Source organism: Candidatus Methylomirabilota bacterium (assembly GCA_035764725.1).
Classification (GTDB): domain Bacteria; phylum Methylomirabilota; class Methylomirabilia; order Rokubacteriales; family CSP1-6; genus DASRWT01.
Genome location: DASTYT010000006.1, coordinates 15,909 through 37,348, shown reverse-complemented (window position 1 = coordinate 37,348; position 21,440 = coordinate 15,909). Strand labels below are relative to the sequence as shown.

The 21,440-nt window shown below is 71.0% G+C and carries 21 protein-coding genes and 1 pseudogene; 13 read left to right on the top strand and 9 right to left on the bottom strand.

The features are described 5' to 3' along the window. Positions 1–23 precede the first annotated feature (23 nt). Positions 24–1,775: a thiamine pyrophosphate-dependent enzyme gene (locus VFX14_00545; protein HEU5188154.1), complete on the top strand. Its 1,752-nt coding sequence runs from the start codon at positions 24–26 to the stop codon at positions 1,773–1,775. Here VFX14_00545 and VFX14_00540 read toward each other — a convergent pair. From VFX14_00540 to VFX14_00530, 3 genes are read right to left on the bottom strand one after another with little or no spacing between them, the layout of a single operon-like run. Continuing rightward, positions 1,738–2,397, bottom strand: coding sequence for a DNA-3-methyladenine glycosylase (locus tag VFX14_00540; GenBank protein ID HEU5188153.1), 660 nt, complete (start codon positions 2,395–2,397; stop codon positions 1,738–1,740). The two genes, VFX14_00545 and VFX14_00540, sit on opposite strands and share 38 nt — an antisense overlap. Before the next feature lie 16 nt (positions 2,398–2,413). Beyond that, on the bottom strand, positions 2,414–3,115 hold the full coding sequence (locus VFX14_00535) for a cyclase family protein (protein HEU5188152.1): 702 nt from the start codon (positions 3,113–3,115) through the stop codon (positions 2,414–2,416). Next, positions 3,091–3,984: a TauD/TfdA family dioxygenase gene (locus VFX14_00530; protein ID HEU5188151.1), complete on the bottom strand. Its 894-nt coding sequence runs from the start codon at positions 3,982–3,984 to the stop codon at positions 3,091–3,093. The genes VFX14_00535 and VFX14_00530 overlap by 25 nt, the downstream gene beginning before the upstream one ends. 88 nt (positions 3,985–4,072) lie before the next feature. Here VFX14_00530 and VFX14_00525 point away from each other — a divergent pair, with 88 nt between their 5' ends. The 10 genes from VFX14_00525 (at position 4,073) to VFX14_00480 (ending at position 16,425) form a co-directional block, all read left to right on the top strand. Continuing rightward, on the top strand, positions 4,073–4,912 hold the full coding sequence (locus VFX14_00525) for an enoyl-CoA hydratase (protein HEU5188150.1): 840 nt from the start codon (positions 4,073–4,075) through the stop codon (positions 4,910–4,912). Positions 4,913–4,952: 40 nt separating this feature from the next. Beyond that, a complete protein-coding gene (locus VFX14_00520; GenBank protein HEU5188149.1) occupies positions 4,953–5,984 on the top strand; it encodes an extracellular solute-binding protein in 1,032 nt (343 codons plus the stop codon). 27 nt (positions 5,985–6,011) lie between these two features. Further along, positions 6,012–7,748, top strand: coding sequence for an iron ABC transporter permease (locus tag VFX14_00515; protein ID HEU5188148.1), 1,737 nt, complete (start codon positions 6,012–6,014; stop codon positions 7,746–7,748). Continuing rightward, positions 7,745–8,815: an ABC transporter ATP-binding protein gene (locus VFX14_00510; GenBank protein ID HEU5188147.1), complete on the top strand. Its 1,071-nt coding sequence runs from the start codon at positions 7,745–7,747 to the stop codon at positions 8,813–8,815. Before VFX14_00515 ends, VFX14_00510 begins: the two co-directional genes overlap by 4 nt. Before the next feature lie 14 nt (positions 8,816–8,829). Then, positions 8,830–10,164, top strand: a complete 1,335-nt coding sequence (locus tag VFX14_00505) for an anti-sigma factor antagonist (GenBank protein ID HEU5188146.1) — start codon at positions 8,830–8,832, stop codon at positions 10,162–10,164. Between the two features lie 118 nt (positions 10,165–10,282). Further along, positions 10,283–11,206, top strand: a complete 924-nt coding sequence (locus VFX14_00500; GenBank protein ID HEU5188145.1) for a dihydrodipicolinate synthase family protein — start codon at positions 10,283–10,285, stop codon at positions 11,204–11,206. A 19-nt stretch (positions 11,207–11,225) separates the two neighbouring features. Beyond that, complete coding sequence (gene fabG / locus VFX14_00495) at positions 11,226–11,993, top strand: 3-oxoacyl-ACP reductase FabG (protein HEU5188144.1); 768 nt, start codon at positions 11,226–11,228, stop codon at positions 11,991–11,993. 9 nt (positions 11,994–12,002) lie between these two features. Then, positions 12,003–13,196, top strand: a complete 1,194-nt coding sequence (locus tag VFX14_00490; GenBank protein HEU5188143.1) for a CoA transferase — start codon at positions 12,003–12,005, stop codon at positions 13,194–13,196. A 68-nt stretch (positions 13,197–13,264) separates the two neighbouring features. Next, positions 13,265–14,965: an amidohydrolase family protein gene (locus tag VFX14_00485; GenBank protein ID HEU5188142.1), complete on the top strand. Its 1,701-nt coding sequence runs from the start codon at positions 13,265–13,267 to the stop codon at positions 14,963–14,965. Between the two features lie 50 nt (positions 14,966–15,015). Beyond that, positions 15,016–16,425: a DASS family sodium-coupled anion symporter gene (locus VFX14_00480; protein ID HEU5188141.1), complete on the top strand. Its 1,410-nt coding sequence runs from the start codon at positions 15,016–15,018 to the stop codon at positions 16,423–16,425. Between the two features lie 28 nt (positions 16,426–16,453). Here VFX14_00480 and VFX14_00475 read toward each other — a convergent pair whose 3' ends face one another. Beyond that, complete coding sequence (locus VFX14_00475; GenBank protein ID HEU5188140.1) at positions 16,454–16,954, bottom strand: flavin reductase family protein; 501 nt, start codon at positions 16,952–16,954, stop codon at positions 16,454–16,456. A gap of 83 nt (positions 16,955–17,037) precedes the next feature. On the opposite strand from VFX14_00475, the gene VFX14_00470 reads away from it, so the two are divergent. Together VFX14_00470 and VFX14_00465 are read left to right on the top strand one after the other, a co-directional pair. Continuing rightward, positions 17,038–18,252, top strand: a complete 1,215-nt coding sequence (locus VFX14_00470; GenBank protein ID HEU5188139.1) for a multidrug effflux MFS transporter — start codon at positions 17,038–17,040, stop codon at positions 18,250–18,252. A gap of 57 nt (positions 18,253–18,309) precedes the next feature. Beyond that, positions 18,310–18,486: a hypothetical protein gene (locus tag VFX14_00465; GenBank protein ID HEU5188138.1), complete on the top strand. Its 177-nt coding sequence runs from the start codon at positions 18,310–18,312 to the stop codon at positions 18,484–18,486. Positions 18,487–18,492: 6 nt separating this feature from the next. On the opposite strand, the gene VFX14_00460 is transcribed toward VFX14_00465, so the two are convergent. The 5 genes and pseudogenes from VFX14_00460 to VFX14_00440 all read right to left on the bottom strand — a co-directional run bounded on the left by VFX14_00460 (position 18,493) and on the right by VFX14_00440 (position 21,431). Further along, a complete protein-coding gene (locus VFX14_00460; GenBank protein ID HEU5188137.1) occupies positions 18,493–18,630 on the bottom strand; it encodes a hypothetical protein in 138 nt (45 codons plus the stop codon). A gap of 69 nt (positions 18,631–18,699) precedes the next feature. Beyond that, positions 18,700–19,674, bottom strand: a pseudogene (gene nirK / locus VFX14_00455) (copper-containing nitrite reductase). Positions 19,675–19,816: 142 nt separating this feature from the next. Next, on the bottom strand, positions 19,817–20,251 hold the full coding sequence (locus tag VFX14_00450) for a hypothetical protein (GenBank protein HEU5188136.1): 435 nt from the start codon (positions 20,249–20,251) through the stop codon (positions 19,817–19,819). Then, a complete protein-coding gene (locus VFX14_00445) occupies positions 20,248–20,664 on the bottom strand; it encodes a hypothetical protein (protein HEU5188135.1) in 417 nt (138 codons plus the stop codon). Before VFX14_00445 ends, VFX14_00450 begins: the two co-directional genes overlap by 4 nt. Continuing rightward, positions 20,664–21,431: a methyltransferase domain-containing protein gene (locus VFX14_00440; GenBank protein ID HEU5188134.1), complete on the bottom strand. Its 768-nt coding sequence runs from the start codon at positions 21,429–21,431 to the stop codon at positions 20,664–20,666. Before VFX14_00440 ends, VFX14_00445 begins: the two co-directional genes overlap by 1 nt. Between the last annotated feature and the right edge of the window lie 9 nt (positions 21,432–21,440).

Here is a 21,440-nt window from a genome sequence, read left to right as displayed (position 1 = left end):
GACGTTGCGGGGTGACGCCCACAATGGGCGCGACCACTGCCGACCTGCTCGTCGAGCGCCTTCGCGACTGGGGCGTGGAGGTGGTATTCGGCCTACCCGGCGACGGCATCAATGGGCTCATGGAAGCGCTGCGCCGGCGGCAGGACAAGATCCGATTCGTCCAGGTGCGCCACGAGGAAGCCGCCGCCCTCATGGCGTGCGGCTATGCGAAGTTCACCGACCGGCTGGGTGTCTGCCTCGCCACCACCGGGCCCGGCGGCATCCATCTCCTGAACGGCCTCTACGACGCCAAGATGGACGGTCAGCCGGTGCTCGCGCTCACCGGGCTTCCGTTCCACGATCTCCTCGGCAGCTTCACCCAGCAGGACGTCGCCCTCGATCGGCTCTTCGCCGATGTGGCCAAGTTCAGCGAGCGCGTCATGGGACCGACCCATGTGGAGGGCCTCACCGACCTTGCCTGCCGCACCGCCCTGGCCTATCGCGGGGTCGCACATCTCACGATCCCCGTGGACGTCCAGGAGATGCCGGCCGATGCCAACCGCTCGAAGCGGAACGTGGCCCGCCACACCTCTGACGTCTTCGCGAGGAGCGCCCAGCTGCCCGCCGAGGTGGATCTCCGCCGCGCCGCGTCGCTCCTGGACGACGGCAAGCGCGTGGCCATCCTCGCGGGCCGCGGGGCCTTGGGCGCGAGCGATGAGCTAGAGGCGATGGCGGAGCGCCTCGACGCCCCGATCGTGAAGGCGCTGCTCGGCCGTGCGGCGGTGCCGGACGACAGCCCCTACACGACCGGCACCGTCGGACTGCTCGGCACGCGCCCCTCGCAGGAGGCGCTCGAGCGCTGCGACACGCTGCTCATGGTCGGCACGTCCTTTCCCTATATCGAGTTCCTGCCCAAGCCCGGTCAGGCGCGTGCGGTGCAGATCGAGATCGATCCGGCCCGCATCGGCCTTCGCTACCCGGTGGAGGTCGGGCTGGTGGGCGACAGCCGCCGCACGCTGGAGGCCCTGCTGCCCCTGCTGCAGCCGCGCGCGAACGCGGGATTCCTCGATGAGGCGCGCGTGGGCATGCGCGCCTGGACCGCCCTCATGGAGGAGCGTGGCCGGCGCGCCGACAAGCCCATGAAGCCCCAGGTGCTGGCCCGCGAGCTCGGACGCCGGCTCGCCGCCGACGCGCTCGTGGCCTGCGACAGCGGTACGATCGCCACGTGGTGGGCTCGCCACATCCCGGTGCAGCGCGGACAGATGCACACCCTGTCCGGCACCCTCGCGAGCATGGCGGTGGGGCTCCCCTATGCCATCGCCGCCCAGATCGCGCACCCCTCGCGCCAGGTGGTGGCGTTCATGGGCGACGGCGGCTTCTCGATGCTGATGGCGGAATTCGCGACCTGCGTGAAGTACCGCCTTCCCGTCAAGGTCGTGGTGGTGAAGAACAACACGCTCGGGATGATCAAGTGGGAGCAGATGGTGTTCCTCGGCAATCCGGAATACGGCTGCGAGCTCCAACCGATCGACTTCGCGGCGTTCGCCCGTGCCTGCGGTGGCACCGGCTTCACGATCGAGGATCCCGCCGAGTGCGGCGCCGTGCTGGACGAAGCGCTCGCGACGCCGGGACCGGCGCTCGTTGAAGGCGTGGTGGACCCCTTCGAGCCGCCGCTCCCACCCAAGATCACGCTCGATCAGGCCGCGAAGTTCGCCCGATCCCTGCTGCGCGGCGAGCCCAGCCGCGAGAAGATCGCCCTCACCGTGCTCGGCGATCGTGTCCGCGAGCTCCTGTGACGGCCTGCCCGGCGGGGCGCGACCGGCTCACCCAGGGGTTGTCGCGGATCCAGAAGCGCCACGGCCGCGCCGCCCACGCGCCTGCGTAGTCGATGCCCACGCGCGGCCCGCGCGCGACGGCGGCGCGCGCGACGGGCGCTGGTCCCTCCTCCAGCCACACGCGCTCGCCCAGCAGATCCGCGCGGTCGAACGAGCGGTCGATGCCCATGGCCAGGCACAGCACACCCGGCCCGCTGGTGAGGCGCGCATCCGCGGCGCCGCCGCGCCGCCGGCGCATGAGCGGCAGCCCCTCCAGCGGCTCCAGCGCGCGGATCAGCACCGCGTGGGGCACGTCGGGCACGCCGGTGACCACGTTGAACTGGTAGTACATGCCGTAGACGAAGTAGACGTAGGCAGTGCCGCCCACCGCGTACATGGTCTCGGTGCGCCGGGTGCGCCGGCCGTTCCACGCGTGGCTCGCGCGGTCCTCGGGCCCGCGGTAGGCCTCGGTCTCCACGATGAGGCCCGCGACGCGGCCCCCGCGCCCAGTGGAGACCACCAGCACGGTGCCGAGGAGATCGCGCGCCACCGCGAGGACGTCGGGGCGCGTGTAGAAGTTGCGGGGCAGCTTGCGCGACGGCACGACGGGGAAGCGGACGCTACTCCTCGACCAGCGCCACCACCCGGGCGGGGGCCGACTCGGTCTTCCACTTGGCGGGCAGCGCGATCACCTTCACCTTGGACGGGATCTGGTCGAGGTTGATCAGGTTCTCGATCTGGAAGACCACGCGCGGCAGGATGATCCGGTGCACGCGCATCCCGCTCCCGAGAATCTCACCCGCGGTGCCGTAGTCCGTGCCCTTCTCCTCCTGCGCGAAGTCGTAGCCGAGCACGGCGGGGCGCTTCGCCACCAGCCACTCCGCAGCGGCGCGGGTGAGGCAGGGCGACTCGTCCCACCAGCGCGGATCGGTGGTGACGTGGCCCTTGGGCCAATCCGTTCTGAGAAAGAGCATGGCGCCGGCCTCGATGCGGATCCCCTGCGCGGCGAGCGCTGCCTCCGCGCGGTCGAGATCCTCCGGGCTGATGCGCGCGTTGGCGGTGCCCTTGAACGTGAGGTCGAGCACCACCGCGTCGCCGATCATCTGATCGAGCGGCAGCTGCTCCACGCTCGGCTTGTCGCGGAAGAAGTGATGGGGTGAGTCGATGTGGGTGCCCGCGTGCACGGTCATCTCGACCATGTTGGAGACGAAGCCCTTGTCCTCCCAGCGCACGATGGGCCGGGGCTTGAAGTACGCCTCCTCCTTGGCGAACGGCGTCGAGTCACACTCCTCCACGGTCATGCTGAGGTCGACGAGTCGCATGCCAGCGTTCCTCCTTCCCGCGGGTCGCCGGAGATCGTGGTGCGCTGCATGAGGCGGCGGTACCGCGTGGTGTCGTATGGGGTCGCTCGGTGGAGCACCGCGCGGTTGTCCCAGATTACCAGATCGCCCACGCGCCACGCGTGCCGGTAGCAGCGCTCCGGCCGGGTGACGTGATCGAGCAGCTCCCGGAGGAGGGCGCGCCCCTCCGCGAGCGGCATGCCCTCGATGGACGAGGCATGGGCCCCGATCAGGAGGGCGCGCCGCCCGTTGACGGGGTTCGTGCGCACGAGCCGGTGACGCACCGGCGGGTACGGCGCCTTCTCCGCTTCGGTGAAAAACCCGGGCGAAATCTGGTCGCGCGACCACGAGAAGTCGTGCACCACCACTAGGTCCTCGAGGCGTCGCCGCGTCGCCTCGGGCAGCGCGGCGTAGCCGCCGCGGGTGCTCGCGAACTCGGTGGCGCCGCCTTCCGGCGGGACTATTCGCCCGGAAAGCAGGGAGCAGAGGGAGGGCACGCGCTTGAAGGACGAGTCACTGTGCCACAGCATATTTGCCCGCTGATAGAGCATCCGCCGATCATCCGGCGGGATCACCTCCCCGGTCTTGATGTCGAGGTTGGACTGGCGCGCGAACGGCGTCCCCGCAGCGGGGTTGACGGAGAGCGTGACCTCGAGCGGCCCGAAGTGGCGGCTGAACGCGACCTGCGTCTCGTCGTCGAAGGGCTGATCGTGGAACACGAGCACCGAGTGCTCCTCGAATGCCGCGCGGATCTCGGCGAACACGGCGTCGGCGACCGGCCGCGTGATGTCCACACCCTCGACACGGGCGGCGAGGGCGGGCGCGAGACGGGTGACCGAGATGGCGGTCATGGGGATGGCCGCGATACTATACGGACCCTGCGGGGGAGGCAAGGCCGCCGCCCCCCTTTCATCGGCGCGCGAGCGCGGGAGGCCGTGCATGGGCTACGCGGAAGTCCTCTACGAGGTGAAGGACCGGGTCGCCACCGTCACCCTCAACCGACCCGACAAGCTCAACGCGTGGACGGCCGTGATGGGGCGTGAGGTCCGGGCCGCGATGCACGAGGCGAACGAGGACGACGGCGTGCGCGTGATCGTGCTCACCGGCGCCGGCCGCGGGTTCTGCGCGGGCGCCGACATGGGCCTCCTCTCCGGGCTCTCCGGCAACGCCACGGGGGGCGAGGAGGCCGAGGCGGTGCTGCGGCGCGAGCGAGCGCCGGGCGATGCCGCGACCGGCGCGGCCGCCGAGTTCGGCGGACCCTACGCCTACTTTCCCACTCTGGCCAAGCCGGTGCTGGCCGCGCTCAACGGCGCCACCGCCGGACTCGGCCTCGTCGTCACCCTCTACTGCGACGTGCGCTTCGCCAGCGACACCGCGGTCTTCACCACATCGTTCGCGCGCCGCGGGCTCATCGCGGAGCACGGGGTGTCCTGGATGCTTCCGCGGCTGGTGGGACTTCAAAACGCGCTCGACCTCCTGCTCTCCGCGCGGAAGATCGACGCCTACGAGGCGCTCCGGATGGGCCTGGTGTCCCAGGTGCTGCCCGCCGCCTCCTTCATGTCCGGCGTGCTGGGCTACGCGCGCGAGCTCGCGGACTTCGTCTCGCCTCGCTCGATGGGCGTGATCAAGCGCCAGCTGTGGCAGGCCCAGTTCCAGGGCCTCGCCGAGGCCGCCGCGGTGGCCGACGAGGAGATGCGGAAGAGCTTCGGCGCCGAGGACTTCAAGGAAGGGGTCGCGCACTTCCTCGAGAAGCGGGCCCCGCGCTTCACCGGCCGTTAACGCCGTTCACCCGACATGCGATCCCGACAGGAGTGAGCCCATGATCACCCGGATCCTCGCCCTCGCCGCCGCCGTCGTCGTCCTCGGGACCGCGCCCGTGGGCGCGTTCGACGGCGAGAAGGCGCTCCACGAGGCGGCCAAGAAGGAAAAGGAGCTCACCTGGTACACCGCCCACTACAACTCCGAGACGGCGGCGGCCCTCTGCCAGGGCTTCGAGAAGAAGTACCCCGGGGTGAAGTGCAACTACGTGCGCACCACCGCGCAGGTCGCGTATCAGCGCCTCGCCCAGGACCACAAGGCGGGCATCGCGCAGGCCTCGGTCATCAGCTCCACCGACCAGGGCCACTACACCAAGATGAAGCAGGACGGATGGCTCCTGCCCTACAAGCCGAAGAATCTCTCCGAACTGGTGGAGGCCTTCAAGCCCTTCAACGATCCCGACGACCAGTTCGTCGCCACCGCGGCCGGGCTCGTGCTCATCACCTACAACACGAGCGTGGTCGCTCCGTCGGAAGCGCCGAAGAAGTGGACCGACCTCGCCGACCCAAAGTGGAAGAACAAGGTCTCCATCGGGCACCCCGGCTTCAGCGGCTACGTCGGGACCTGGGTGGTCCAGATGAAGAAGCTCTACGGCTGGGACTACTTCAAGAAGCTCGAGCAGAACAAGCCGCGCATCGGCCGCTCGATCAACGACACCGTGACGATGCTGAACGCCAAGGAGAGCCTCGTGGCCGCGGGGCCCTCCGCGACCACGCTGGAGAGCAAGGCCAAGGGCAATCCCCTCGCCGTCGTGTACCCGGAGGACGGCGCGGTGCTCATGGTGTCGGCCTCCGGCATCGTCAAGAATGCGCCCGCGCCCAATGCGGCCAAGCTCTTCATGGAGTACCTCCTGAGCCGCGAGGGCAACGAGGTCGTGGTCTCGCAGTACCAGGATCCGGTGAACAAGCACGTCAAGCCGATGGCGGGCGGGAAGTCCATCGCGGAGGTGAAGACGATCCGGCCCAGCCTGGCCGAGATCGAGAAGGGGATTCCCGAGGTGAAGGAACTGTTCCGCGAGACGTTCGGGATCTAGTCGCCGACCCGCCATGAGCCGCCCCTGATGGCGATCGAGGCCGCGCGACTGGCCGCCGGGGCCACCACGCCCCCGCGGCGCTGGCGGCACCTCGATCGGAGCGTGCTGATCTGGGCGCTCCTGGTCCTCGTGCTGCTGGTGCTGGTCATCAACCCGCTCGCGCGGCTACTCTGGACGAGCTTCCAGCACCCCGACACCGGCGCCTTCACCCTGGAGAACTACGCCACCGCCTACGGGCGGTGGCGCTACGTCGAGGCCCTGCTCAACTCGCTCCTGGTGGGGCTCGCCGCCGCGCTGCTCTGCGTGGTGTTCGGCGTGCCGATGGCGTGGGCGGTGTCGCGGACGGACATGCCCGCCAAGGGGCTGGTGTGGGCGGCGGTGCTCGGCACCTTCATCATGCCCAACTATCTCGGCGCGGTGGCATGGATCCTCCTCGCCGGACCAAATGCGGGCTGGCTCAACCGCGCGTTCACCGCGCTCACCGGCGCCAGCGCCGGCCCCTTCAACGTGTACAGCATGCCGGGGCTGGTCCTCGTGATCGCCTGCTACTCCTTCCCCTACATGTTCGTGTTCACCCGGGGCGCGCTCGACCTCGTGTCCTCCGAGATGGAGGACGCGGCGAGCACACTCGGCGCGGGCACCGTGCGCACCACACTCCGGATCACCCTCCCCCTCGTCCTGCCCGCCATCCTGGGCGCGTCCATCGTGGTGTTCCTGGAGGCGATCGCCCTCTTCGGCACCCCCGCCCTCATCGCGCTGCCCGCGCGCTTCCAGGTCATCACCACCACGCTCTGGCAGATGTTCGAGTTCCCGCCGCGCCTCCAGGTGGCCGCCGCGTACTCGATGCCGCTGCTCCTCGTCACGGTGTTCCTGTTCTGGCTCCAGTACCGCATCATCGCGCGCAAGGGCTACGTGGCGCTCACCGGCAAGGGGGGCGAGCGCCGCCCCGTCCACCTCGGCCCCTGGCGCTGGGTCGCGCTCGGTTACTGCCTCTTCGTCACCTCGCTGTCCTTCTTCCTTCCGCTCCTGGTGATCCTGCAGGCCGCGTTCGCGAAGGCGTGGGGCCGCGGCTTCTCGCTCGACAACGTGACGTTCCGGAACGTCCGCTTCGTGCTGTTCGACCAGCCCGCGACGCGCCGGGCGACGCTCAACACGTTCGTCTACGCAGGGGCAGCGTCCCTCCTCGCGTTGGGATTGGCCCTGGCCATCGCCTACATCGTGGCGCGCCGTCTCGTTCCCCTGGGCCGCCTCCTCACCTACGTGGCGATGGCTCCGTTCGTCATCCCCGGCATCGTGCTCGCCATCGGCTTCTATGCCGCCTACACCGCGCCCCCCCTCGTGCTGTATGGGACGGGGTGGATCCTCATCCTCGCGTTTGCCACCCGCTTCTTGCCCATCGCCTACACGAACAGCGAGGCCGCCATCCGCGCCATCAATCCGGAGCTGGAAGACGCCGCGCGCATCCTCGGCGGCGGGCGCTTCCTCGCGCTCCGGAAGGTCGTGGGCCCGCTCCTCAAGCGCGGGCTCGCGGGAGCCTTCATCCTCGTGTTCATCCCGGCCACGCGCGAGCTATCGTCGGCGATCTTCCTCTACACCACCGGCACCCAGGTCCTCTCCGTGCTCCTCTTCGACAAGAGCGACGAGGGCAACTTCGAGCTGCTCTCGGCGATGGGGCTCATCCTCGTGGTGGTGACGGTGGCGTTGATCCTGGTGGGCTTCCGGCTGGTCGGCCGTGACTTCCTCCTGCGCCGGACGGCCACGTGAGCAAGCTCACCCTGCGCGGCGTCACCCGGCGCTTCGGCGCATTCACCGCCGTGGACGCCTTCGCCCTGGACCTCGCCGAGGGCGAGTTCGTCTCGCTCCTCGGGCCGTCGGGCTGCGGCAAGACCACCACCCTTCGGATGATCGCCGGCTTTCTCTCGCCCAGCGAGGGCACGATCGAGATGGACGGCCGGGTGATCTCCTCGCCCGCCTCCTCGCTGCCCCCCGAGCGGCGCGGCATGTCGATGATCTTCCAGAGCTACGCGATCTGGCCGAACATGACGGTGGGGGAGAACGTGGCCTTCGGCCTCACCGTGCGCAAGCGTCCCCGGACGGAGATCCGCGAGCGCGTGGATCGAATCCTGGACGTCGTGCGCATGAAGCACCTCGCCGGCCGCTACCCGCAGGAGCTGTCCGGCGGCCAGCAACAGCGTGTGGCCCTGGCCCGCGCCATCGTGGTGCAGCCGGCGGTGCTCCTCCTCGACGAGCCCCTGTCCAACCTCGACGCCAACCTCCGCGAGGAGATGCGCTACGAAATCCGGCGGCTCCACGACGAATTCCACATCACCACCGTCTACGTCACCCACGACCAGGCCGAGGCCATGGTGACCTCGGATCGCATCGCGGTGATGAACCAGGGCCGGGTGGAGCAGGTGGACGCGCCGCGCGCCCTCTACGCGAGCCCGCGGACGCGCTTCGTCGCGGGCTTCATCGGGCGCACCAATTTCCTGGAGGGCGAGGCGCGGGGCGCCGACGTCTGCTTCGACGGCTTCGCCATTCCCGCCGCGCGCTTCCGCCAGCTGCCGCCCGCCCGCGGCGTCGTCTCCTTCAGCCTGCGCCCGCAGAGCATCCAGCTGCACGGGCGCGTCCCCGCCCAGTCCGACGGCGCCGCCGTCATCGCCGGCCGCGTGATCCAGCGCGCCTATCTCGGTGAGCACTGGGACTACGCGGTGCGCCCCGAGGGCAGCGCGCTCGTGCTCCGCGTCAGCGCCCGGCCCCACGAGGTCTTCGAGGCGGACGCGCGCGTGTGGCTCGAGCTGGACCCGCGCCAGATGGCGCCCATCGAGTAGCGGAGCGCCCCGGCATGGACCTCACCCCGCGACGCTTCGCCAACGCGGTGGTGGTGCGCCCGACCGGGCGCGTCGACCACGCGGCGGCGCCCGCGTTCCGCGCCGCCCTGGCCCCGCATCTCGAGCGCTGCGCCGCCGGGCAGGACGGCGTGGTGCTCGACTTCTCCGGGGTCGACTACATCTCGAGCGACGGCCTCCGTGTGCTCGTCCTCGCCGCCAAGCAGGCGCGCGCCCAGGGCGGCACGCTGCTCGTGACCGAGCTCGCCGCCCGCGTCCGCGAGATCTTCGAGATCACCCGCTTCGAGCAGGTGGTGGAGATCGTCCCCACCCTGCGCGAGGCGCTGGCGCGGGTCTCGCCCGCCGCCGCCGCCGCATTCGCGGGCGACGCGGGCTTGCGCGTGCACTTCTGGGGCACCCGCGGCTCCATCCCGGTGGCGATGTCCGGGGCGACGGTGCGGGACAAGATCGTCGCCGCGCTGGTGGCGGCGGCGGGGCGCGGTATCGACACGCTCGACGCCGCGCGCGCCTTCGTGGAGCGCGAGCTGGATTTCTCCCTGGCACAAACGTTCGGGGGCGACTCCGCCTGCGTCGAGCTCCTGACCGGTGGGCCCGAGCTCGTGCTCTGCGATCTGGGCTCGGGGGCGCGGGTGTTCGGCAATCACCTGCTCGCCACGCGCGGCGGCACCGGCCACACCGTGAACGTGTTCATGTCGCACCTGCACTGGGACCACATCATGGGGGTCCCGTTCTTCATGCCCGCCTATCTCCCCGGCAACCGCATCCGCATCCACGGCTGTCACGCCGCCCTCGAGGAGGCCTTCCGGCGCCAGCACGCGGCGCCGTCTTTCCCGGTGGACTTCGGGCGGCTCGGCGCCACCATTGAGTTCGTCACGCTCGAGCCGGGCCGCGACTACGAGATCGCGGGGCTGCGCGTGCGGGGGAAGCGGCAGCTCCACGGCGGCGATTCCTACGGCTATCGCTTCGAGATGGGCGGCAAGGCCGTGGTGTACTCCACCGACTCCGAGCACAAGCGCGACGACCCCGCGGAGACGGACGCCTTCGTGGAGTTCTTCCGCGACGCCGACCTCGTGATCTTCGACGCCATGTACTCCCTCGCCGACGCGATCTCGGTGAAGGAGGACTGGGGCCATTCGAGCAACATCGTGGGCGTGGAGCTCTGCCAGCTCGCCCGGGTGAAGCACCTCTGCCTCTTCCACCACGAGCCCATCAACGATGACACCACCATCGCCCGCATCGTGCGCGAGACCCGCCGGCTGGAGGAGATCACCCGGCGGGGCCGCGGGCTCGAGGTCTCCGCCGCGTACGACGGGCTCGAGATCGCGGTCTAGGGCCGGCGCGGGCGCCGCGGGACTTGACCGCGGCGCGCGCGCGGGACTACCCTCGTCACGTTCCCCTCATCCGGCCCGCCCTTCCGGGGAGCGGGCGTAGACAGACAGGAGCCCGAGCGTGAGCCAGACCGACCGCATCACCGGCGTCCTCTCCCCCGTCGTGACTCCCTTCACCGCGGACCTCGCCCCCGATGCCGAGCGCTTCGTGCGCCAGTGCCGCTGGCTCCTGTCGCAGAACGTTGGCCTCGCGGTGTTCGGCACGAACTCCGAGGCCAACTCGCTCTCGGTGGAGGAGAAGATCGAGCTGCTCGACCGCCTGCTCGCCGCCGGCCTCGATCCCGCGCGCATGATGCCGGGCACCGGACACTGCGCGCTGTCGGACTCGGTGCGGATGACCGCCCACGCGGCGAAGGCGGGCTGCGGCGGCGTGCTGATGCTGCCGCCGTTCTACTACAAGGGCGTGAGCGACGAGGGGCTCTTCCGCAGCTTCGCCGAGGTGATCGAGCGCGTGGGAGACGCGCGGCTGCGCATCTACGTCTATCACATCCCGCCGGTGTCGCAGGTACCCATCACGCTCAACCTGATCGAGCGCTTGCTCAAGGCGTATCCGCGGACGGTGGCCGGCGTGAAGGATTCCTCGGGCGACTGGGCCAACACCAAGGCGATGCTGGACGCGTTCGCCACGTCCGGTTTCGACGTCTTCGCGGGCAGCGAGACGTTCCTGCTCGCCAACATGCGCGGGGGCGGCAAGGGCTGCATCAGCGCCACCGCCAACGTGAATCCCGGCCCCATCGCGCGCCTGCACGCGACCTGGGAGGGCCCCGACGCCGACGCCCAGCAGGCGCGCCTCGACGAGATCCGCGGCACCTTCCAGAAGTTCCCGATGATCCCCGCGCTGAAGGCGGCCATCGCGCACTACGGGAGCGATCCCGCGTGGGCCACCGTGCGGCCGCCGCTGATGAACCTCGCCGCGGACCCCACCGCCGCGCTGGTCGCCGAGCTGGATCGCCGCGGCTTCAGCATGCCCGGCCTCCGCGGCTGATCGCGCGAACGTCCGACGCATGACGAGCCTCGACCTCTTCCGCCTGGACGGCCGGGTGGCGGTGGTGGTGGGCGGCGCGGGCGGCCTGGGCGCGGCGATGGCCCGCGGCCTCGCCGAGGCGGGCGCGGCCGTCGCGGTGGCCGACGCCGACGCCGGGCAGGCCAAGGCGGTCGCCGACGCCCTCACCGCCGACGGCCTCCGCGCCCTCGCCCTCGCCGTCGACGTGACCGACTCGGACAGCGTGGAGCAGATGGGCCGCGATGCCGAGACGCGCCTGGGGCCCGTCGACGTCCTCGTCAACAGCGCGGGGATCACCCACCGGAGCCCCGCGGCGGATTTCCCCGTCGCGCAGTGGCATCGCGTGCTCGCGGTGAACCTCACCGGCGTGTTCCTCGCCTGCCAGGTGATCGGGCGCGGGATGGTCGCGCGGCGGCGTGGCCGCATCGTCAACATCGCCTCCATCGCCGGCGAGATCGGCCTCCCGGGCACCATCGCGTACTCGGCGAGCAAGGGCGGCGTGGTCATGCTGACGCGCGCCCTCGCGGTGGAGTGGGCGCCCTACGACGTGCGGGTGAACGCCATCGCCCCCTCGTGGTTCAGCACCAGCATCGGCGACCTCATCCACCGCGAGCCGGGCTACGAGGAGCGCGCGATGCGCCGGGTGCCCGTCGGGCGCATGGGGCGCCCCGACGAGCTCGTCGGCGCCGCGCTCTACCTCGCCTCCGACGCGTCTGCGATGGTCACCGGCCACGTCCTCGCGGTGGACGGCGGCACGCTCGCGTCCTAGCCGCGCCGCATGGCGCGACCCCTCGAAGGGCTCGCCGCGCTCGATCTCGCCACGTTCGTGGCCGCGCCGTTCTGCTGTACGCTCCTGGGCGAGTTCGGCGCCGAGGTGATCAAGGTCGAGCAGCCGGGGGTGGGTGACGACCTCCGCCGCCTCGGGCGCGCGTCCGCCGACGGGCCGTCCTACATGTGGCTGGTGGAGGCGCGCAACAAGAAGTCCATCACCTGCAATCTGCGCCACCCCGAGGGCCAGGCCCTCGTCCAGCGGCTCGCCGTCTCCACCGACGTCGTGGCGGAGAACTTCCGGCCCGGCACCCTCGAGCGCTGGCATCTGGGCTGGGAGGACCTCCATGCCGCGAACCGCGGCCTGGTGCTGGTGCGCATCTCCGCTTTCGGTCAGACCGGGCCCGAGCGCGAGCGCCCGGGCTTCGGCCGCATCGCCGCCGCGGTGAGCGGTGCCAGCTACGTCACCGGGCATCCCGACCGCCCGCCGGTGCCCCCGGGCACGCCGACCATTCCCGACTATCTGGCGGGCGTGATGGGCGCCTTCGGCGCCCTCGCCGCCATCCATCACCGCGCGCGGACCGGTGAAGGCCAGGTGGTCGACGTGGCCCTCTACGAGCCGCTGCTCCGCATGCTGGACGAGGTGCTGCCCGCCTTCGCCGCCGAGGGCCACGTGCGCGAGCGCATCGGCTCGGGCACGGAATACGTGGTGCCCCACAACCACTATCAGGCGCGCGACGGCCGCTGGATCGCCATTGCCTGCACCAACGACCGGATGTTCGAGCGCCTGGCCGGCGCCATGCGCGACCCCGCGCTGCTCGCGGACTTCGCATCCGTGAAGACGCGCATCGCGCGGCGCGCGGAGGTGGACGGCCGCGTGCAGGCCTGGGTGGGGGCGCGCCCGGCCGACGAGGCGCTGGCGATCCTCGAGCGGGCCGAGGTACCGTCCTCGCCGGTGAACAGCGTGCGCGACCTCTTCGCGGACCCACAGGTCGCCGCGCGCGACAACATCCTGAGCGCGACCACCGCCCTCGGCACCCTTGTGCGCATGGCGGGCATCGTCCCGAAGCTCTCGGTCACCCCGGGCCGCGTGGACACGCTCGGGCCGCAGGAGCCCGGCGCCCACAACGAGGAGATCTACGGCGGCCGGCTGGGCCTCGGGCGCCAGGCGCTCGCCGATCTCCACGCGCGCGGCGTGATCTGACGTGCGCGCCCGGCCTTGACGCCCCGCGCTTCGGGGCATAGCGTTCCCCTCTGGAGGTTTCCGATCCCATGCTCGATTTCGCGATCACGAATGCCCGCATCATCGACGGTCTGGGCGCCCCCGCCGGCGACGGTAGCCTCGGCGTCAAGGACGGCCGCATCGCCGCGCTCGGCGACCGCCGCGGCGCCGATCTCGGCGCGGCGCGCGAGACGGTGGACGCGGGCGGCCGGGTGCTCGCCCCCGGCATCGTCGACATCCACACGCACTACGACGCCCAGCTCACCTGGGATCCCTTCGCCACGCCGTCCGCCGCGCTGGGCGTCACCACCGTGGTGATCGGCAACTGCGGCTTCACCATCGCGCCGTGCCGGCCCGAGCACCGCGACCTCGTGGTGCGCAACCTCACCCACGTGGAGGGGATGTCACTGGAGGCCCTGCGCGCCGGCATCAACTGGGACTTTGAGACGTATCCGGACTATCTGCGCTCGCTCGAACGGCGGGGCAGCGTGCTGAACGTGGCCTCGTTCGTGGGCCATTCCTCCGTGCGCACCTGGGTGCTGGGTGAGGAGGCGAGCCGCCGCGCGGCGACTGCCGCCGAGGTGGCGGAGATGCGGCGGCTGGTCCTGGAGGCGGTGCGCGCGGGCGCCATCGGCTTCGCCACCTCCACGCTCGAGCAGCACAACGGCGAGCACGGCATCCCCATGCCGTCCCGCCTGGCCGACGAGACGGAGATGCTGGCCCTCACCGGGGCGCTCGGCGAGGCCGGCCGCGGCGTGTTCATGCTCACCAAGGGCATGACGTCGACCATCCCCTGGCTCGAGAAGATCGCGGCGGCCAACGGCCGTCCGGTGATGATCGCCGCGATGTTCGTGGACCCGGGCGATCCCACGCGCGTGTTCCGCGAGCTCGAGGAGATCGGCGGGGCGCGGCAGCGCGGGCGCGAGCTCTGGGCGCAGGTGGGCTGCTTCCCGCTCGGCATGGAGTTCACCCTGCGCCATCCCTATCCCCTGGAGGCTTTCCTCGCGTGGCGGCCCGCCATCGTCGCCGACAGCGAGGCGCGCTACCGCGCAGCGCTCACCGATCCGTCCTTCCGCGCCGGACTCAAGCAGGAGATCGGCCAGCCCGGCGTCCCCAACCGGTTCAGCGACAAGAACTGGGATCACCTGACCATCATGGAGGTGCAGCGCCCCGAGCACCGCGGCCTCGTGGGCCGGACCATCGGCGCCCTCGCGCGCGAGCGCGGCGAGCATCCCTGGGACACCTTCCTCGACTTCGGCCTCGACGGCGAGCTGGACGCAATGTTCGACTGCCGGCTCTTCAATATCGACGAGGACGACGTGAAGACGCTGCTGCGCCACGAGCACGCGGCGGTGGCCCTGTCCGACGCGGGGGCGCATCTGTCGTTTCTCTGCGATGCGGGCTTCGGCCTCCACCTCTTCGGTCACTGGGCGCGCGAGCGCGGGGACCTGACGCTGGAGGAGGCGGTGCGCGCGGTGACGAGCCGCGTCGCCGACGCCTATCGCATCCCCGGGCGTGGCCGCCTCGTTCCCGGCGCGTGGGCGGATCTCCTGCTCTTCGACCCCAAGACGGTCGGCCGCGGCGAGAAGCGGCGCGTTCACGATCTGCCCACCGGCGCCAGCCGGCTCGACACGCCCGCGGTGGGCCTCCACGGCGTCTGGGTGAACGGCGTGCGCACGGTGGACGAGGCCGGCGCGGTCATCCCGCAGTGCGGCCGACCGGGACGGCTGCTGCGCGAGTTCACGGCCTGACCAGCGCTCCCCCGCCGGGCGCCGCGCCAGGGGCCGGCCCGCGGCCGGCCATGCCGCCCCGCCGCACGCTCGCGCGCGCGATCCCACCCATCGGGGTGGGCTTTGCCATCGCCCTCGTCGCCACGCCGGAGGGGCTGACCGCCGCCGCCTGGTCGTACTTCGCGTTGTTCGTCACCGTGATCCTCGCGATCATCACGGAGCCGGTGCCCGCGCCGGTGGTCGGGCTTGCCGGCGTGGTGGCGGCGGCCATGCTCGGGCTCGTGCAGCCCACGCCCGCGCTGTCGATCAACTGGGCGCTCGGTGGCTTCTCCAACCCGCTCGCGTGGCTCATCTTCTCCACCGTCGTTCTGGCGTCAGGCTACGAGAAGACCGCGCTCGGCCGGCGCATCGCGCTTCGCCTGATCCGGCGCCTGGGCCGCCGCACGCTCGGCATCGGCTACGCGATCGCCCTCACCGATCTGGCGCTGGCCCCCTTCACGCCGTCCAACACCGCGCGAAGCGCGGGCACCATCTACCCGGTGATCCGCAACATCCCGGGGCTCTTCGACTCGAGCCCGGAGACGCAGCCCCGCCGCATCGGCGCTTACCTCATGTACACCGCCCTCGCCGTCACCTGTGTCACCAGCAGCATGTTCCCCACCGCGATCGCCGGCAATCTGCTCGCGGTGGCGATCGTGTCGGAGACGCTCCACATCGACATCGGCTGGCGCGAGTGGGTGATCGGCTTCGCACCCGTGGGGCTGGTGCTCCTGCTCGTGACCCCGCTCACCCTCTATCGCATGTATCCGCCCACCCTCACCCACGCGCCCGACGCGCCCGAATGGGCGGCGGAGGAATTGCGCAGGATGGGGCCCATGACCCTGGTCGAGCGGAGCATGCTCGGCGGCATCCTCATCGTCGTCGGACTCTGGGTGTTCGGCGGCCGCTTCACCGACCCTACCGCGGCGGCCATCCTCGGGGTCATCCTCCTCGTCGTCCGCGGCGTCGTGACGTGGGACGACATCACGAGAAACAGCCAGGCGTGGAGCATCTACGTGTGGTTCGCGACGCTCGTCACCCGCGCCGGCGGCCTCGCCGAGGTCGGCGTGGTGCGCTGGGTGGCCGACCAGATCCAGGCACCGGTCGCCCGCGTCGCGTTCCCCTGGGCCATCGTCGTGCTGATCGCCGCGTTCTTCTACCTCCACTACTTCTTCGCGACGGTCTCCGGCCACGCCGCGCCGCTGCTGCCGATCTTCCTCTACATCGCGACGGGCCCGCTGGGGATGAGCCGCCGCGCGGCCGGACTCGGGCTCGGCTTCATGGGCATCCTCACGCCCTACGCGACCGGCCCCGCGCCCGTCTACTACTCCTGCGGCTACATCCGAAAGCGCGACTTCTGGTGGTTCGGCCTCGTGATGGGGACACTGTTCCTCGCTGCATACCTGATCATTGGCCTCCCCTGGCTTTTCTCCCGCGCTTAACCCGAGGGCGGAGAAGGCCTCGGCGAGATCAACCTCCGTAGAAGGTTTTTTCGCCGAGGTCTTTGAGCCAGAGGCTGGCGTCGTCGGGACGGCCGGCGGGCGCGCTCGTGAGCCCGGCATCGACGACCTCGCCCACGAACACGGAGTGATCGCCCTTTTCGACCGTGGCGATCAGGCGGCACTCGACGTAGGCGGGGAGATTCGTGAGGATCGGGGCCCCGGTGCTGCCCGCTCGATACGGCTCGCCGGAGATCGTCGCGCCCTGCTTCTCCGCCGTCTTGAAGAAGGTGAAGGCGATGGCCTGTTGGCCCTTGCCCAGCATGTTCAGGGCGAACGCGCCCGACTCCTTGATCACGGCGTGCGCGCCCGAATCGGCCTTCACGCCCACCGCCACGAGCGGCGGCGCGAACGAGGCCTGCGTCACCCAGTTCACGGTCGCGGCGGCCACGCCGGACCCGCTCTCGCCCGTGAGCACATAGAGCCCGTAGGGAATCATCCGCAGCACGGTCTTCTTGGTATTGGGATCCATTGGCGTCCTCCTCGCCCTCACTCTAGCATCGGCCCGTCGCATTGGAGAGTGAGCGCGGGCGGTCATGCGCTACCATCCCTTCAGTGACCACTCTCGATCCCGGGCCGCGGCCTTCGCGCCTCGGCCGCGTCGCCATCCTCCTCACCGCGGTGGTCGGGCTCGGGGCGCTGTCGATCGACATGTTCCTGCCGTCACTGCCCGCGCTCGCACGTGCCTACGACACCGGGCCCGCCACCGCGCAGCTCACGGTCACGCTGTTCCTCGCGGGCCTGGCCCCCGCCCAGCTCGCATGGGGACCGCTTTCCGACCGCTTCGGCCGCCGTCGCACTCTCCTCACCGGCCTCGGTCTCTACGCGGCGGCGGGGCTCGCGTGCGCACTCGCGCCCAGCATCCGAACCCTGGTGGCGGCGCGCGTGCTGCAAGCCTTCGGCGCGGGCAGCGGGCAGGTGATCTCGCGCGCGATCGTGCGCGACGTGTACGCGCTCGATCAAGCCGCGCGCGTGCTCGCGCTCATGGGCACCGCGCAGGCGCTCAATCCCATCCTCGCCCCGATCATCGGCGGCTTCCTCCACGCGCTGTTCGGGTGGCGGTCCATCTTCTTCGTGCTCGCGGGCTTCGGCGCGGTCTTCGTGCTCGCGGGCGCCGCCATGATCCCCGAGACCAACGTGCGGCCGGACGTCACCGCGCTCCGGCCCGCGCGCTTCGTCGGGAACCTCGGCACCGTCCTGCGCGATCCGACGTATCTCGCCTACGTGCTGGTCGTCACGTTCATGTTCTGTGGCCAGTTCGCGTTCATCTCCGGCTCGTCCTTCGTGCTCATCCAGGGATTCGGGGTCGCCCCCGCCGTCTATGGCTTCTGCTTCGCCGCGGTCGCCGTCGGCATCATGAGCGGAAGCTTCATGACGTCTCGACTGACCGGCCGTGTGCCCGGCGACCGGCTGATCCTGGTCGGTACCGGGCTCGGCGCCGCCGCCGGTGTCTTCATGGCGACGCTCGCCTGGAGCGGCGTCACCGGCGTGGCCGCGATCATCGCGCCCATGTTCTTCTTCTCGCTGGGCCTGGGGCTGGCCAACCCCAATGCGGTGGCGGGAGCGGTTGGACCGTACCCCCACATGGCGGGCCTCGCCTCCGCCGGTCTCGGCGTGATCCAGATGACGGGGTCCGCCGCCTACGGGATCGCGGTCGGCCACCTCGCCGATGGCACCGCCGCGCCCATGGCCACCGCGATCGCGACGGCGGGCCTGGCCGCCTTCGTGGGCTTCAGCCTGCTGCGCCGGCGCCGACCGCCCGCTCCCTGAGTTTCGCCCCGGACCCTTTCCCTTCTCCCCGGGGTTGTGGGGAGAAGGAGGACGGGCATGGGACAGATCATGCGGAGCGCCTTTGGGTGCCTCTTGCTCCTGATGCTGGCGGGCTGTGCCGGTCCCTCGACCCGGCTCGGGGACACTCCCACGCAAGGGGACTGCGAGCGCTCCGGCGGTATCTGGCGCGCCGACCGCAGTCACTGCGAGCGCCAGGGCGGCGGCGGGTACTAGCGCCGCCTACTTCTTCAGCGAGCGGGGGTGGTGGATGACGGCCCAGCGCTCGCTCTCGGGAAGATGGCGCCAGGGCGGCATCGCGCCGAGGCTGCGGCCGCCGCCCCATTTCGGCGGCGGCCGCCCCGGCCGCGACGAGCGCACGCATCGCTTGGCTCATCGCAGCGCCCATCAGTGACCGCCCGTCCCGCCCGTGCCGGGCGTGAGCACCCGGAACACCTCGGGCCGCTCGGCACCCGCCACCTCGAGCGCGCCCAGCGCGCCCTTCTCCATCGCGCGGACGATGCTGTGGTCCACCAGCAAGAACCGGCCGGGCGCCTGCACCGTCATCTCCACGATGGCGGCGCCGCCCGCGGGGACCAGCGTGGTCTGCACGTTCCGCGCCGGCGTGCCGCCCATCGCCGCCTCCGTGTACACGGTGTCGAAGATCTCGCCGATCACGTGGAAGGACGAGATCAGGTTCGGGCCACCGTTGCCCACGAAGAGCCGTACCGTCTCGCCCACCTTGGCCTTGAGCGCGCCGTCGTCCATGAGCGCCCCCATCCGGCCGTTGAACACCACGTACTCCGGCCGCTCGCTCGTGAGCTTGGCCGCGTCGAGCGCCTGCAGGCCCGGCGCCAGGGTCTTGCCCTTCGTGTAGAACTCGCCCTGCATCACGTAGTACTCGCGGTCCACCCGCGGAAGCCCTTTCTCGGGCTCCACGAGGATCAGCCCGTACATGCCGTTGGCGATGTGCGCGGGCACGCTGGGCGTCGCGCAGTGGTACACGAAGAGCCCGGGGTTCATCGCCTTCCACTCGAACGCGCCGGCCTGCCCGGGGCCGAGCTGCGTGACCGCGGCGCCGCCGCCGGGGCCGGTGACCGCGTGGAGGTCGATCGAGTGCGGGTTCCGGCTCCCGTGATGATTGCTCAGGCGGAGCTCGACGAGATCACCGACGCGCACCCGCACGAAGGGACCGGGCACTGTGCCCCCGAACGTCCAGAACGTGTACTCGACGCCGTCCGCGAGCGTGCCCTTCACCTCGCGCGTCTCCAGGCTCACGATCACCCGCGCATTGCCGGCGCGGTCGATCGGCGGCGGCACGAGCGGCGGCGACACCAGGGTCGCCTGCACCTCGGGAAATGGCGCCGCCGTGGCCGCCTCCTTCTCGTCGCGCCCCAGCCGGACGCCCGCGCCCACCGCCACCATCACCACGACCGCCGCCGCCAGCATCCAGGTTCTTTTCATGGCGCGCCTCCTCGTGCGCTGCGTTGTTGATCCCAGCGTAGGCGGGGCGCACGGAAGCCGTTATGACGGCGGTCATACGAGGAAGGCCCGCCCTGTCGAGGACTTAGCGGCCGGCAGCGGGCGGCATGCGGACGCGCACCCACATGTTCGCGACGAACAGCATGGCGCCCGCGACCTGCCCGAGCCCGCCCGCGGCGATGAGCCACCCGAGCGCGGGCCTGCCCGTGTAGGCGAGCAGCATCTCGGCGGCGGCGCGAAAAGCCGTGCTGAGCGTCATCACCCAGTAGACGGCCTCCGCGAGCTCGGGGCGATAGCGCGTGTCCTCGCGCGAAGGCCGCGGGAACATCCAGGTGGCGACGCCCATGACGATCATCAGCATGAAGCCGACCAGCAGGAGGTGCACGTGGGCGGTCACGACGAGGCGCGGGGGATAGGCGCCGATCCCGAACTGCGCCACGATCAGATACGCGCCGAGGACCAGGCCGAGGACGAGGAAGACGAAGCTAGTCTTGATGTAGCGGCGGACGAGCGGTGTCACGCCTTCACGACCACCGCCGAGCGTCCGTCCACGTGGCGCATGCTCACGCGGAGGCCGCCCTCGAAGTCGAGGCGCAGCTCGCCGCCGTGAGGGAGCTCCACCGTGGAGACGCCGACCAGTCGGCGCCCGACCAGCCCGTGGGCGGCGCCGAGGTCCATGAGGGTGTAGTGGTGGCGGTCGCCGTCGGGGCTGTCGAGCGCGTCCACCGTGTGCCAGAACACCACGCCCGCCTCGATGAAGATGCGGTGCCAGGCGCCATCGGCCAGCTGCAGGAACAGCGCGTTGGACTCGTTGACGAGCTGGCCGCGGTAATAGTGCGCCTGGAGCAGCAGCGCCGCGCACCGCTCGCCGGCGACGCTGGGGAGGGCCTCGCGACAGACCAGCCCGGGCGACGATGCGCCGGCCTCAGCCATCACTTCGCGCGGGCGACGATGAAGAGGCGGCGGAAGGGGAACAGGGTGCGGCCATCGGCGTGGCGTGGATACGCGTCCGCGGTCAGCGCGGCGTAGGCGGACTCGAAGCCCGAGCGCTCCGGCTCCTGGAGCGCGTCGAGCAGCGGCTTGAGCCAGGTTCCCTTGGTCCACTCCTTGACGGGGTTCTCGCCCTCGAGCACCTGGAGATACTCCGTCTCCCACACATCCAGCGCGGCCGCCCGCGGGGCGAGGAGATCGTAGTACAGGGCGGGATCGCCCACCGGCGTGGGCCGCAGCAGGGGCTCGAGCTGCGCGCGCCAGGGGCCGCCGCGCGCAGCTTCGGCGATCAGCGTGTGCGACGGCGCGTTGAAGTTCCGCGGCATCTGCACGGCGAGGACGCCGCCGGGGTTGAGACTCGCGAGCAGCGCGGGGAAAAGGGCCGCGTGGCCCTCGATCCAGTGCAGCGTGGCATTGGAGTAGATGAGGTCCGCGGGACGCGGCGGCCGCCAGGTCGCGAGGTCGGCCCGCTCCCATTTGATCTCTGGCGCGGTGGCGGCAGCCTTGGCCAGCATCTCCGCCGAGGAGTCCACGCCGGTGACGCGCGACTCCGGCCAGCGGGCCTTGATCAGCCGCGTGACGTTCCCCGCCCCCGCGCCCAGGTCGTACACCTCGCCGGGCGCCGTCAAGTCCACGCGCGAGAGCAGATCGACGGCGGGACGCAGGCGATGATCGGCGAACTTCAGATACTGCGCGGGATCCCAGGCCACGGATCGGCC

What these genes read in the sequence shown, in the direction of transcription:
- VFX14_00545 (HEU5188154.1), top strand. Translation starts at nt 24, where the DNA reads ATGGGCGCGACCACTGCCGACCTGCTCGTCGAGCGCCTTCGCGACTGG.
- VFX14_00535 (HEU5188152.1), bottom strand. Translation starts at nt 3,115, where the DNA reads ATGCGACTCGTCGACCTCAGCATGACCGTGGAGGAGTGTGACTCGACG.
- VFX14_00530 (HEU5188151.1), bottom strand. Translation starts at nt 3,984, where the DNA reads ATGACCGCCATCTCGGTCACCCGTCTCGCGCCCGCCCTCGCCGCCCGT.
- VFX14_00525 (HEU5188150.1), top strand. Translation starts at nt 4,073, where the DNA reads ATGGGCTACGCGGAAGTCCTCTACGAGGTGAAGGACCGGGTCGCCACC.
- VFX14_00520 (HEU5188149.1), top strand. Translation starts at nt 4,953, where the DNA reads ATGATCACCCGGATCCTCGCCCTCGCCGCCGCCGTCGTCGTCCTCGGG.
- VFX14_00515 (HEU5188148.1), top strand. Translation starts at nt 6,012, where the DNA reads ATGGCGATCGAGGCCGCGCGACTGGCCGCCGGGGCCACCACGCCCCCG.
- VFX14_00505 (HEU5188146.1), top strand. Translation starts at nt 8,830, where the DNA reads ATGGACCTCACCCCGCGACGCTTCGCCAACGCGGTGGTGGTGCGCCCG.
- fabG (HEU5188144.1), top strand. Translation starts at nt 11,226, where the DNA reads ATGACGAGCCTCGACCTCTTCCGCCTGGACGGCCGGGTGGCGGTGGTG.
- VFX14_00490 (HEU5188143.1), top strand. Translation starts at nt 12,003, where the DNA reads ATGGCGCGACCCCTCGAAGGGCTCGCCGCGCTCGATCTCGCCACGTTC.
- VFX14_00485 (HEU5188142.1), top strand. Translation starts at nt 13,265, where the DNA reads ATGCTCGATTTCGCGATCACGAATGCCCGCATCATCGACGGTCTGGGC.
- VFX14_00480 (HEU5188141.1), top strand. Translation starts at nt 15,016, where the DNA reads ATGCCGCCCCGCCGCACGCTCGCGCGCGCGATCCCACCCATCGGGGTG.
- VFX14_00475 (HEU5188140.1), bottom strand. Translation starts at nt 16,954, where the DNA reads ATGGATCCCAATACCAAGAAGACCGTGCTGCGGATGATTCCCTACGGG.
- VFX14_00465 (HEU5188138.1), top strand. Translation starts at nt 18,310, where the DNA reads ATGGGACAGATCATGCGGAGCGCCTTTGGGTGCCTCTTGCTCCTGATG.
- VFX14_00445 (HEU5188135.1), bottom strand. Translation starts at nt 20,664, where the DNA reads ATGGCTGAGGCCGGCGCATCGTCGCCCGGGCTGGTCTGTCGCGAGGCC.